The organism is Telluribacter humicola (assembly GCF_017355935.1).
Taxonomy (GTDB): Bacteria; Bacteroidota; Bacteroidia; order Cytophagales; family Spirosomataceae; genus Telluribacter; species Telluribacter humicola.
Genome location: NZ_JAFIQT010000005.1, coordinates 308,201 through 321,438, shown reverse-complemented (window position 1 = coordinate 321,438; position 13,238 = coordinate 308,201). Strand labels below are relative to the sequence as shown.

The 13,238-nt window shown below is 47.4% G+C and carries 10 protein-coding genes and 1 pseudogene; 6 read left to right on the top strand and 5 right to left on the bottom strand.

All coding sequences use genetic code 11. The annotated features are described in order from the left end of the window. Positions 1-75 precede the first annotated feature (75 nt). Both JUB14_RS20830 and JUB14_RS20825 read left to right on the top strand, forming a co-directional pair. Entirely contained in the window at positions 76-492 is a 417-nt protein-coding gene (locus JUB14_RS20830) for a response regulator (protein WP_207508755.1), read from the top strand. Between the two features lie 406 nt (positions 493-898). Then, positions 899-2,089, top strand: a complete 1,191-nt coding sequence (locus tag JUB14_RS20825) for an FG-GAP repeat domain-containing protein (RefSeq protein WP_207508754.1) — start codon at positions 899-901, stop codon at positions 2,087-2,089. Positions 2,090-2,112: 23 nt separating this feature from the next. Here the strand turns inward: JUB14_RS20825 and JUB14_RS20820 are convergent, their stop codons facing one another. The 5 genes and pseudogenes from JUB14_RS20820 to JUB14_RS20800 form a co-directional block, all read right to left on the bottom strand. After that, positions 2,113-2,436 carry a nucleotidyltransferase domain-containing protein gene (locus tag JUB14_RS20820; RefSeq protein ID WP_207508753.1) on the bottom strand — a complete coding sequence of 108 codons (324 nt, stop codon included), beginning with the start codon at positions 2,434-2,436 and terminating at the stop codon, positions 2,113-2,115. Next, positions 2,433-2,762: pseudogene (locus JUB14_RS20815) on the bottom strand (HI0074 family nucleotidyltransferase substrate-binding subunit); the annotation flags it as partial. The pseudogene JUB14_RS20815 and the gene JUB14_RS20820, both read right to left, overlap by 4 nt. A 370-nt stretch (positions 2,763-3,132) precedes the next feature. Next, the gene (locus JUB14_RS20810) at positions 3,133-4,209 is read right to left on the bottom strand and encodes a dihydrodipicolinate synthase family protein (RefSeq protein WP_207508752.1); all 1,077 of its coding nucleotides are present in this window, start codon (positions 4,207-4,209) and stop codon (positions 3,133-3,135) included. A gap of 3 nt (positions 4,210-4,212) precedes the next feature. Further along, positions 4,213-5,220: an NAD-dependent epimerase/dehydratase family protein gene (locus JUB14_RS20805; RefSeq protein WP_207508751.1), complete on the bottom strand. Its 1,008-nt coding sequence runs from the start codon at positions 5,218-5,220 to the stop codon at positions 4,213-4,215. Between the two features lie 19 nt (positions 5,221-5,239). Further along, a complete protein-coding gene (locus tag JUB14_RS20800; RefSeq protein WP_207508750.1) occupies positions 5,240-6,451 on the bottom strand; it encodes an Nramp family divalent metal transporter in 1,212 nt (403 codons plus the stop codon). A gap of 449 nt (positions 6,452-6,900) precedes the next feature. Here JUB14_RS20800 and JUB14_RS20795 point away from each other — a divergent pair, with 449 nt between their 5' ends. The 4 genes from JUB14_RS20795 to JUB14_RS20780 are packed head-to-tail and all read left to right on the top strand — an operon-like array spanning position 6,901 to position 13,177. Continuing rightward, complete coding sequence (locus JUB14_RS20795; RefSeq protein ID WP_207508749.1) at positions 6,901-9,042, top strand: hypothetical protein; 2,142 nt, start codon at positions 6,901-6,903, stop codon at positions 9,040-9,042. A 48-nt stretch (positions 9,043-9,090) separates the two neighbouring features. Next, positions 9,091-10,284, top strand: coding sequence for a n-acyl-d-glucosamine 2-epimerase (locus JUB14_RS20790; protein WP_207508748.1), 1,194 nt, complete (start codon positions 9,091-9,093; stop codon positions 10,282-10,284). Positions 10,285-10,288: 4 nt separating this feature from the next. Then, on the top strand, positions 10,289-11,542 hold the full coding sequence (locus JUB14_RS20785; RefSeq protein ID WP_207508747.1) for a sugar MFS transporter: 1,254 nt from the start codon (positions 10,289-10,291) through the stop codon (positions 11,540-11,542). 27 nt (positions 11,543-11,569) lie between these two features. Continuing rightward, a complete protein-coding gene (locus tag JUB14_RS20780; protein WP_207508746.1) occupies positions 11,570-13,177 on the top strand; it encodes a DUF4127 family protein in 1,608 nt (535 codons plus the stop codon). The last annotated feature ends 61 nt before the right edge of the window (positions 13,178-13,238 follow it).

Sequence of the window (13,238 nt, the reverse complement as noted above, 5' to 3'; positions counted from 1 at the left end):
TGTAAATCATAGAAAAAGGGACTTTTCCCAGTGTGAGTTAATCTGTCAAAAATTCACTTATACCCACTACTTATCATGATAAATAATCTGGTACTCATAGACGATGATCCAATTACGCTGCGGATCATAGAGCTAACTATCAAAAGAAACCAGTTTGCTGACAATGTAATCAAACTGAAGAATGGGGAAGAGGGGATCAACTTTTTTGAGAGGCTTACGACCATTGAAACCAACATTGTACCCGAACTGGTATTTCTGGACCTGAATATGCCGGTTATGAATGGGTGGGATTTTCTGGATGAATATGCTGCCCGGTATCAGCTATTTTTTCCCAATACGCAGATCTGTATCCTTTCATCATCTGTAGATCCTGAAGACCAGCTCAGAGCGCAGAAGTATTCAAGTGTGATCCGGTTTATCAGTAAGCCTATATTTATCAGTGAGCTAACGGAGTTGAAGCACCACGAGTCACTTTATGATTATTTTGAATAGCTGGTAAGAAGTATCAATCTTTTATCGCTAACTATAAACAGTTTCTAAGTGAGCTCACTGTACCTGTGCCTATGCCGGTACTTAGTAGTATTAGTAGTAGTACTTGACTACTACTATTAAATGCCCTCACGACTACCAGTAGTCACACGTTCATTTCCATACTTTTACCTCACCCTTCCCTGAATTTTCTACTCTGAAATAGAGCTATACCCATACTCCTGAACTGGATAGACGTACAGAATGGAGTAGGACGCAGGGGACCCTATACTTTACCTGATAAATACCAGAAGCCAATAAACAAGTTGGAGCAGTATGTACTTGTATAAAAGCAGTACAGACGGCATGGCAACAATCAGACGCTTGTGCTTCCTTTTGGTATTGGGTTTAGAAGACAAAGCTTATAATCATGAAAAAAATTGCTCTGGGACTTCTCGTCCTTGCATCCGGCTTTATAGCCACCCATGAAGCACTCGGACAAAAAGGCGGTAAGTCTAAGCCTGCCGGCCAAATTACTTTTAAAAAGGCGGTACTTCACGATGAGTTTATTGCGGAAGGAGTGGCGGTGGGAGATGTTAATAAAGATGGCAAGATAGATGTACTGGCCGGAGCTTACTGGTTTGAAGCACCCGACTGGAAGAAACATGAGCTGACGCAGCCCCAGAAATTTGAGTATGATAAGGGGTATAGTGATGCCTTTGTCAGCCAGGGTATGGATGTAAACCTGGATGGCTGGGTGGATTTTGTTCGGGTTGGATTTCCGGGCAAAGAAGCGCAGTGGTTTGAGAACCCGAAGAATAAAGAAGGACACTGGAAAGTACATCAGATCCACGCCACAGTCGGGAATGAATCGGCCGGTTTTTTTGATGTGGATGGTGATGGGCGACTGGACTTATTGGGAGGCAACCCTACCAAAAAGCAGATGAATTGGTTTCGTGCTCCGGTTTCTAAAAATGAAACAGGATGGAAGCAGTATACCGTCAGTACAGAGAATAGCCCGGGGACCGATCCGTTTTCACATGGATTGGGACTGGGTGACATGAATAAGGACGGACGTCCGGACGTGCTCGTGAAAGAGGGCTGGTGGGAAGCCCCCCAAAATCGTTTACAATCTGACTGGACATTCCATCCGGCTAAGCTGGGTGAAGCCAGTGCTCAGATGTACCCCTATGATGTTGATGGCGATGGCGATCAGGATGTAATGTCCTCGTCGGCTCATGCCCTGGGTATATGGTGGCACGAGCAGGTACAGAACGAAACCGGAACGGCTCAGTGGAAAACACACCTGATTTCGGACCAGTTTACCCAGACTCACGGCCTGGCCCTGGTTGATATCAACTCCGACGGACACCCTGACCTGGTTACGGGCAAGCGCTACTTCGCGCACATGGGGAAAGACCCGGGCGAATACGAGCCGCCGGTACTCTACTGGTTTGAATTTAAACCGGGCAAAAATCCCACCTGGATTCCCCACCAGATTGATGATTCTTCAGGAGTAGGAGTACACGTAGTAGCGGAAGATATCACCAAAGACGGTTTGATAGATATTGTTATCGCCAATAAGAAAGGGGTATTTGTATTTAAGCAGGAGCGGAAGTAGGAGGCTCTGCGAGTATTGAGTAGCTACTTATTCGCCTTTTTTTCCTCCCGTTGATAGATAGTAATACCAATCCGGTGGATATGATCCAGCAGCTCTTTGTTTTTGATGGTGTTATAATTGACTACATCAATGTTATAGAGTAATTCTAATTCGTCCAGCGCTACTAAAAGACTCAAATAATGATCAAAGGTCAGACCTGCCCCTATGGCCGCTAAATCAATATCCGAACCAGGATGAAAGTTCCCTTTAGCTCTGGATCCAAAGAGAATTACTTCCTCAACTTCCGGAGCATTCCTGAATACATTTTTTATAGCTTCAAGTTCTTCGAATGGTAGACCGTAGTTCATTCGTTAAAAAGTGAAGATTGGTTTCCGTATCGTTCCTCTTCCAATCGTAGAGAAAGAGAGTTAAGTAGTTTGTAATAAATAGTTATAACCCCTTCGGCTATTTCATCAGCTGTTTCTGAGTCATAGGTATGTGAAGAAAGCTCTCTGGATTTTTTTATTTTTTTCCACCCTTCACCATCTGTAATATGTCCATCTTTGAAAGCCTGATCAAGCACAGGGTTAGGGCCGGCAATATTCGTATACCCTTTGTATCTAAGAAGATCCTGTAATGTTTTCCAGGCTAGTTCAAAAGTATATTCAAAACGCTGTATCAGGCCTTCTGTTTCAAGTTCTGAAAGGGCAGTTTATTCTCCTTCAACAACCTCCCTGAGCCGTGCCAGCGCTTTTTTAAAATTGGAGAAACGCTGTTCCCATCGTATATCTTTTTCTTCCATAGTAGCTGTTGCTAACAATCCTGTTTTATAATATACTCAGTACACAAAGGTTTTTAAAGGAATAAGTATTGAGTTGTAAATGTAAACACATTCAGATGTAATAGCGTTAAAATAAAGAATGATGTGAATGATTACGGGCTAGTTTATGATAGATGAAAAGCCGCCAATCAAACCTATAGTAAGGCTGGTGCCAGCATCAATCAAGTAGATTTTTAGATTGATGCTGGCACCAGCCTTATGTGGACTTTTACTTAGCAATCTTTTACGACACCAGCGACTGCTCCCCAGCCAGCCACTCTTGTACAAAGGCATCGTCCACCAGGTGGGGGTAAGCTTTGATGACCCGATCAATCTCTTCAAGTTGACCTTCCGAAAGCTTTTCCTCCGAATTAAGCGTCCAAAGGCCTTTTAGAATTCCCTGCCGCCGGAGTACTTCGTGAATACCGGGGATACAGCCATGAAACTTGTGGGAAGGATCGAAAGTAGCGGCATTCATGTCTGTTACCTCTATGTTTCGTTGCAGTAGCGAATCAATACCTTCGTAGTTATTTTCCACACAGGCTTTTATCTCTCCGAATAGCTCGACTGCTTTTTGAGTCCAGGTTGCCCAGTGTCCCAACAAGCCTCCCACAAATCGTTTCTCCACCGTTTGGCCGTTCACTTCAAATCGGTAGGGCGTAAGCAGATCAGCCACAATGTTATCATCATTGCCGGTATATAAGGCTACATCATGCGCCCTGCTAGAGAAGCAAAGGGCGCGTACCACATCCAGGGTCTGGTAGCGGTTAAAGGCAGCCACCTTTACGGCCTGTACATTGGGTATCTCCATAAACTCTTTCCAGAAGTCATAGCTGAATGCCCGGCCTCCGATGGTGGTCTGAAGGTAGAAGCCAAACACAGGGATGATGTTCGCAATGGTTCTGATGTGTTCGATCACTTCCTTTTCCGAAAGATCAGTTAACCCTGCCATGCTGACCAGACCCAGATCATACCCATACTTTACGGCCAGTTCAGCCTCACGCACAGCCTGTGAAGTAGGACCGACTACACCCGCTACCTTGATAAAAGGACGGTCGATTTGTGCCTTGCTGACTTCATCGGCGGCCAGTTCCAGTACCCTTTCCAGCATGTTGAACTCCGGCTTCCGAATCTCAAATTGGGTGGTATGTACGCCCACCGCCACGCCACCCACACCGCTGGCTATGTAGTAGCGGGTAAGCAGGCGCTGGCGGTTTTCATCAATAGTAAGTCCTTCTGTCAGTGCCAGGGGATGAGCTGGTATGACGGTTCCCGTCTGTAAGAGATCTTGGATATCAGGGTGTAGTTTATTTGTTTTCATAGGTTAAAACTGTCCTTTGCGTTCCTGGAAATGGGTGGGTTTGTTAATGGTTTCGCCACCGCTCAGCAGCCACTCAGCAGTTAGCTGGATCATATGCTTAAGGGTAACGCTCGGGTACCCGAAAAGCCGGAATGACTCAGCCGCATTACTTAACAGGGCCGTAGGTTGCTCTTCGTTGATAAATTCGGGAGTGGTACCAAACAACTTACCAAACTCATGAGCCAGCCACCGGATCGAGACTGTTTCCGGACCGGTAATATTCAGGATTTTGGCGGGAGCCTCGCAGTGCAGCAGCGAGCGGAGCGCCATTTCGTTGGCGTCACCCTGCCAGATCACATTGACATGACCCATGGTAATATCGATAGGACGCTGGGCCTGTACTGACTTGGCTACTTCCAGCAGGACACCGTAACGAAAATCAATCGCGTAGTTGAGGCGGTAGATGAGGAGGGGAGTGTTGTACAAAGACGAAAAATACTGAAACATACGCTCCCGGCCCAGACACGATTGTCCGTATTCGCCTACCGGTTCTGGTCGGGTTTCTTCGGTAGCTCCCCCCGACAGTACCGGCGTAAAAGGATAAACATTACCGGTGGAGTAGACGACAATGCGGGAGTCTCTGTACTTTTCGGCTACCCGACCGGGCAGGTATGTGTTCATCGCCCAGGTATAGGATTCACGGTTGGAAGTGCCGAATTTGGTACCGGCCAGGTATAGTACATTCTTTACCAGCGGGAGAGCCTGCAGCTCCTCATCGTTCAGGATATCCGCCGAGATGGTTTCTATGCCTTCCTCATTTAGTTGAGCTTTCAGGCCTTCTTCACTAAAACGGGATACGCCGATCACTCGTTTGGAAACACCGGCCTGATCAAAAGCTGCCCGGGCCAACCGGCATATGCTGGGGCCAATCTTTCCTCCGGCGCCCAGGATCAGCAGATCCCCCTGCAGGGTAGCCAGCTCGGCCACCAGCGTTTCAGATGGTTTGAGCAGACTATCAACATCAATATGCATACTAGTTAAGATATAAGGGTTAGAAAAATAAGGTTCGGGCGTTGGTGATCGCCAGACCCAGCAGTATGAGCAGGCCGACTGCACCAAGTATATTCTGTAAGGTTGTATTCTTAAGGGTGCCCATTTGTAAACCATCATTGGCCACCGCCAGTATAGCTATCCCTATAAAGGGTACTATAAGAATGGTGATACCCTGAGCAAATACGATAAGTTCAAGCGGTAGCTTACCAAACACAATGGCAACAGTAGCTCCCAGAATCATAATAAGGGCAATCAGCAGACGTACCCGCGTGGAGTGGAGCTGGCTCTTAAAACCCAACGCATCACCCAGTAGCGAACCACCAATGGTCGCATTTCCGATCAGGGAAGAGAAGGACGCGCCGAACATACCGTACATGAAGAGGGATTTGGCTTGTGAACCCAGGAGCGGCTCAAGAGCCTTGGCCATGTCGGTGGCACTTTTAACATCAATGGATTGGACATGAAGTACGGCGGCGGCACTGATTACTACCATGGTTCCGATCAGGCCCAGCAGTACTATGCCCACGGTACTATCGCGCGAAGCTTTTTGTAAATGATCCGATTTCCAGCCCCGTTCCTGAACGAGGTAGGACTGGTAAAAGGCACCGACTATTGAAAAGCTCGAGGCAACAAACGCAATAATAAGTATCTCTGACCCGTCGGGTACGGTTGGTACCAACCCAGATAGGATGCCCCCTAAGTCAGGTTTGACCATAATGAGGGTACCTACAAAGGCTACAAGCATGAGCCCCACCAGGATCATCATTACCTTTTCGAGTATTTTGTAGAAGGAGGTAAAGAACAGCAATCCGATACCAAGGGCTGTAATACCAATGATCCAGGGCGCAGGACTGGTATTATATAATTCAGCAAAGGCGATACCTACCCCAATGGAATTGCCGGCCTGGAATGAGGCCACTACCAGAAACACACCTATACCTATAAAGGCTGATATTAGCTTACCCCATTTGTCGCGGATTACGGTTAGTAGAGTTGCCTCGCCTGATAATCCTATTCTGGCTGCCATGCGAGTAAAGACAATCATGAAGAAGGCTGCTACAATTCCCACCCATAACAGTTGATAGGCGTACAGGGAGCCAATTTTGGAAGCCAGAGTAAGGCTACCCGGACCGAATACCAAAGCTGCCGTGATAATACCGGGCCCCAAGGATTGGACCCATTCAAGTAAAGTATTTTTTAGATTAGACAAGGTAAAGCAAGGTTATGAGTGGTTAGGGATAGGTATACTGCAAGCTACTTGTAGAATAAAGGCAACCAGGTGGAGTTATTCATCATTAAGAACCTGAAAATTTAGATTTGGCTTCACATCTCAATTGCATCTTGCATGTATTACCTCTTCCCTGGTAGGCTTCTACTACCTGAGATGGAGCAAAAGCTTTATTCATTCTCAAGCCTCTCTATAAACATCTTCTACTTCGGCTTGATATAGTACTTCATTGGCACAAGTGTAGCTATTAATTTAATAAGCGTAGCAAATCTGGACTATTATGAATATTTATTTGCATTAAAACTTGCTTACTTAATTTATAATTACTTGTTTTACGACATACTTAATAAATAATATTTTTAAGTAGTAGAATCTTATTATTAGACTGCATAGTAAGGTTCTGGTAAAATAGTTGGAAAAAGCCCTTAACCATGAATTATAAGTCTTTACTCCTAAGCCTCGTATTTTGCCTGGTGGCTCTTAGAACCTATTCGGCACCTCCCCGAAAGGAAATCTACTTTTGCGGGAGCCAGCAAAATGATCTGTATGAGGTACTGGCTAAGGAGGGGTTTATACTTCGACGCTTTGATACGCCCGCCACTGCTATTCAGAAGGCACCAAAGGGAGCGGCCGTTTTTATCGTGGCTGAGGGTTATCCTGAGAAGAAAAATCAGTTTAACGAAGAACTGCTGAAAAAGGCCCAGAGCAAGAGTCTGCGATTATATATTGAATATCCATCTGAATTTCCGGGTCTGGCTGTGCCGGCTCAGCCCCTTCATACACGGTTGGAAAGAGGGGTTGTCACTTCACCTGTTTTTGGAGCCGACCTGAAGCCCATGCGTATCCTTGGGATCAATGATTGCTACATCCTGCCGGTTAAAGCGGAGAATCCGCTGATCATACTGGCTAAGGTGGCTGGATTTGATAAAGCCGAATACGGTATTGATGACATAACTACCTATCCGTTACTTTTTGAACGGGGGGATGCTCTCATTTCTACCACAAAACTAAGCAACTTTGCCACCGGCAGATACGGCCCCAATGATGCCTGGAAGACTATCTGGTCCTACATCGTTACCTGGGCTACCGGAGTAAAGGATATCCAGTTCGAAGAGTGGCCTTCGCATGTAGCACCTATGTATTCTCGTAATGAGACGCTACCCAAAAATGCCAAAGCCAGAAGTGTGGAGAAGGGGGTGGAGTGGTTTGCCAATGGCCGGTTTTACGTCCAACCTTCCTGGGAAGATACCCTGTTGAAATACCAGGGAGATGGTGGTAAACCTTTCGGACCTCCGGTTAGTCAGAACCTACCCAATGGTGATGGCTCAATGGGGCTGCTGGAAGGACATGCATCCAACATCTATCATGATGGATCACAACAGTACCGGTTCTGGATGCGGGCCGATGTACAGGGTGAAGGTGCCTTCGCCCTGGCCGCTGCCGGTCATCTGTTAGACAAAAAAGAGTACTATAACAAAGCTACGAATCTGGTCAATTACATCTTCCAGAACTCAAATCTGAGAGCCGGAGAGCGTAATGATAAGAGTAGCCCCAGCTACGGGTTGATTGGTTGGTCGGTGACACACCCCCACGTATATTACGGTGACGACAACGCGCGCGCCATCTTAGGTATACTGGGGGCATCGGCTTTTATGGATATAAATCAGTGGGACAAGGAGATGGCCGAAGCCATTATGGCTAACTTCAGAACCACCGGAAGACATGGCTACCGCGGTGAGCGTCAGGAAGACAAAGACATACAGAAGCTAGGCTGGCAGCACTATTGGGAGCGGGACCTCAAAAACCCGGCTCCTCACTTCGAATCGTGGATGTGGGCCTGCTACCTGTGGCTCTACGAGAAGACAGGCTATGAACCCCTGCTGACCAAAACAAAGAATGCTATCAGACTGACCATGGAAGGTTACCCGCAGGAGTGGCGCTGGACCAATGGGATACAGCAGGAGCGGGCGCGTATGGTGCTACCGTTAGCGTGGCTGGTCCGGATTGAGGATACGCCGGAGCATCGCCAGTGGCTGGACCTGATCGTACAGAAACTCCTGGAAAATCAGGTAGAAAGTGGCGCCATCCGTGAGGAGTTGGGAGGAGAGGGCAAAGGTCGCTACGGACGTACCAAGTCCAATAAGGAGTACGGATTACACGAGGCACCGCTCATCTTCAAGAATGGTGACCCTATCGCTGATATGCTCTACACCAGCAACTTCGCCTTCTTTAGCCTCAACGAAGCGGCTCATGCTACCGGTAATAAGCAGTATAAAGAAGCCGTAAACAAACTCTCCGATTTTCTGACCCGCATTCAGGTAAAAAGCGAAAAGCACAAAGACCTGGACGGAGCGTGGTTCCGGGCCTTTGAATACGACAAGTGGGAGTACTGGGCTTCTAATGCGGATGTTGGCTGGGGGGCCTGGGGTACCCTTACCGGCTGGACCCAGAGCTGGATCGTAGCCACCCAAGTACTGACCGCCAAAGATCAGAGCTTTTGGGAGCTTACGAAGAATTCAACCATCAATAAGCAAATGCCTCAGACTCTGGAGGTCATGTTTCCAAAGAAGTAAAAAGTAATTAACCGCAAGAAATATTCATACCAAATTCGCAGGCACCCTATGAAGCTTAATGAGTACATACAGCAATACAAGACTAACCTCCTGGACGATGTAATCCCTTTCTGGATGGCTAATTCGAGGGATACTATACATGGAGGGTACTTCACCTGTCTTGACCGGGAGGGTAAAGTATTTGATACAGACAAATTTGTATGGCTGCAGTGCCGGCAGGTGTGGTGCTTTGCGATGCTCTACAACAAGGTAGAGAAAAAGCAGGAGTGGCTGGACTTCGCCATTCAGGGGGCTGAGTTCTTGAAGAAGCACGGCCGCGACGCCGAAGGCAATTGGTACTTTTCACTGAACAGGGAAGGAGCTCCTCTGACCCAACCTTATAATATATTCTCTGACTGCTTTGCTTCCATGGCGTATGGTCAGTTGTACCAGGCCACCCAGAACGAAGAATACGGAAAAATAGCCGTTGATACCTTCCATAACATCCTGAGAAGGTCAGAGAATCCAAAAGGGATATACAACAAAACATATCCTGACACCAGACCCTTAAAGAGTTTTGCACTGCCTATGATCCTGTGCAACCTGGTACTGGAGATTGAGCCTTTGCTGGATCCTGAATTGGTTGAAAACTGTATTGCTAACGGTATTCATGCTGTTACGGAAGAGTTTTATCGTCCTGAACTGGGGATCATTCTTGAAAATATAACCCCTGAAGGCGGGTTCTCCGATTCGTTTGAGGGACGTGTCGTCAATCCGGGGCACGGTCTGGAGGCCATGTGGTTTATCATGGACCTGGCTACCCGTAACTCTGACCAGGCGCTGATCCGGAAAGCAGTAGATATTTCTATCAATATACTGGAATACGGTTGGGACAGGGAGCACGGGGGTATCTTCTACTTCATGGATGTAAAAGGACAACCGCCGCTCCAACTCGAATGGGATCAGAAACTATGGTGGGTACACATGGAGACCCTGATCACCCTGCTCAAAGGGTACCTGCATACGGAGGACGAGCGATGCTGGGAGTGGTTTGAAAAAGTACACGACTATACCTGGAGCCAATTTGCCGATCAGGAGTTTGGAGAGTGGTTTGGGTACCTCAATCGTCAAGGTGAGCCCTTGCTGCCTCTGAAAGGAGGGAAATGGAAAGGCTGTTTCCACGTACCGCGTGGGTTGTACCAATGCTGGAAGACCTTAGAGGCTATTGCTGAGAAAAAATCAACGAAGATTCTGGATTTCTAACCCTATGGCTAATATAGTCTCACCTGACGTAGTAGTTTCGGATGCCTCTGATCAGCAGAATTATACGCCTGCTCTGGTCTCGCTGGCTATCCTGTACTTCATGATGGGTTTTATCACCTGTCTGAACGATACGCTGGTGCCCTTCTTCAAGGAAGGCTTTACCCTTACCTATACCGAGTCATCTCTGGTACAGTTTTACTTCTTCCTAACCTACGGTGTCATGTCTATTCCGGCGGGTAAGATTGTGGAGAGGGTAGGGTACAAGTACGGGATGGTTTTGGGGTTTGCGGTGGCCGCCCTGGGTGCGTTTCTTTTCTTCCCGGCGTCTATATTACATCAGTACTACCTGTTTCTGGCCGCTCTATTTGTGGTAGCCATTGGCATAGTACTCCTTCAGGTGGCGGCCAATCCCTACATTACAGTACTGGGACCGGCCAAAACAGCTTCGTCGCGTTTGACCCTGATCCAGGGGGTGGGTTCGTTGGGTACTACTGTTGCTCCTCTTTTTGGGGCCTACTTCATCCTGGCACCTCTCCAGAACACAAATGCCGGTAGCGAAGCAGTACGTTACCCTTATATTGGTATTGGGCTGGTCCTACTGCTGATCGCTGCGGTAGTTTACTTTCTATCTCTCCCCATGATCAGCACCAGTGAAGCAAAAGCTGAAAAAGCTTCTGAAGAAGGTGATCGTAAGAGTGTTTTTTCGTTCCGAAACCTAAACCTGGGAGCCATAGCAATATTCGTATATGTGGGTGCAGAGGTATCAGTGGGTACCTTCCTTACCAACTATATAGCTGATCTGTTACTGATATCAGAGAGCGAATCTAATGCCTACGTGGCCCTTTACTGGGGCAGTATGATGGTAGGCCGTATGCTGGGATTCTTTGGACTGAAAGTATACAAGCCCTCCTCGGTTTTGGCTGCCTGTGCAGCTATCGCCATAGCCCTGATTTGTATTTCTGTAAATTCAGAGGGGTACCTGGCCGTGTGGTCAATGATAGCAGTTGGCCTGTGCAATTCAGTCATGTTTGCCATTATCTTTTCCCTATCCGTAAGCGGATTAGGCACCTACACCACTCGTGCTTCTGGTATATTATCCACCGCTATTGCGGGTGGCGCTATCATATCCTTTTGTCAGGGTTTTCTGATTGATAACTTTTCGTGGACGGTAGCATTCATGGTACCGCTGGTCTGCTATGTATATATCCTGTTCTACGGCGTCAATGGCTATAAGTCAAGGTACAGCGAATTGAGCTAGTGAATTGAAGCAAATCCTAATAGTTCTATGGTAAAGTATTTCCTTTTTCTGGCTGTATTGCTTAGTCTGAATGTACAGATTAGGGCACAAGCCCAACCCGCATTTAGTACCAAGGTACTGCTGATTCCGCTGGACGATCGCCCTACCAGTACCCAGTTCACTACCCGAATGGGTCTGATCGGTAACGCGGAAGTAGTCACACCACCCCGTGAGCTACTGGGGAAGTTCGCTACGGCCGGCCAGTCGGACCGCATTATTGAATGGGTCAGGGCTCAGGACCTGCTGTCGTATGATGTAGTTATAGTAGCCCTGGACATGCTGGCGTACGGCGGGCTGGTAGGCTCACGGATGCACCGCGTCTCTTCGGCGGAGGCACTCAAGCGCGTTGAGTTTCTAAGGGAGTTAAAGGGAAAGATGCCTCAGGGTAAACTATATGTTCAGAGTGTAATCATGCGGCTGGCACCGACACCCGGTGATAAAAACGAAGCCTACCGGGTAAAGCTGGAACACTGGGCGGAAATATCAGTAGCCCCAGATGCCAGATCAAAGAAAGCAACTGCGGCGCTCGAGCGTGAAATACCGGAGGAGGTACTGAATGATTACAAAATGGCGCGTAAGCGTAACCTCCAGACCAATCTTAAAGCCATTGAGATGGTCAAAAAGGGAATTATTGATTACCTGATCCTGTCGCAGGATGATGCCAAACCACAGGGGATACACGTAGCGGATCGGGAGCAACTGATAGTAGAAGTTGAAAAGCAGGGACTCAACGATAAAGTAGCCGTTCAGCCCGGAGCCGATGAAGTAAGTATGTTGCTGCTGGCACGGGCCCTTACCCAATTCCATAGCTATCAGCCTAAGATCAAAGCTATATACTCCTCTGAAAAGCAGTCAAAAAGTACGATGCCATTTGAAGATCGACCCTTGCACCAGACGGTAAGTTATCACATTAAGGCTACCGGGTCAGTGGAAGTTGAGGACGAGCAAAAGGCGGATGTGTTATTCTACGTATATACATCAAGGTTAGAGAGAGGGCGGGCCGAAACCTTTGCTCGGGAAATCGAAGAAAAACTTAACCAGGGACAGAAAGTAATCATAGCTGATATAGATCCGGTGGGGGATGTACAGGGAGCTGATCCTCAATTTATAGCTGCATTAATGAAAAGAAAGGTATTCCCCCGGCTAAACGGTTATGCTGCCTGGAATACCGCCGGCAACACGATCGGAACGGCACTGCCCCATGGGGTGGTATTCACCCTGGCAGAGCAAAAGCTACTTTCAGACCCAAAAGTAGCCGATCGAATCAGGACAGCCCAGCATTGGTTCATCATCCACCGCGTCATGGATGACTACTACTTCCATACCCTAGTAAGGGGAAAGACCAACGAGTACCTGGATCAGGTACGTAGAAGTTCCGTAATCATGAGCGATGAAAAAAACGCAAAAGCCGAAGCATTCGCTGGTAAGCTGATGAAGGAATATTTTGAAGATTTCACCCGCCACTATTTCAAAACTGTCAATACTGATATGCCCCTGGTACAATGCCGGATGCCTTCCGCTTTTTCGTTCTCGCTGCCCTGGAACCGCCTGTTTGAGGCCCATGTAGATTTCAGTTTGACTTGTAATGCACTTTGATTAAATCTATTCCTAACCCTTACCTATAATTCTTTTTCCTAACCCTTTCCCAAAAACCTGA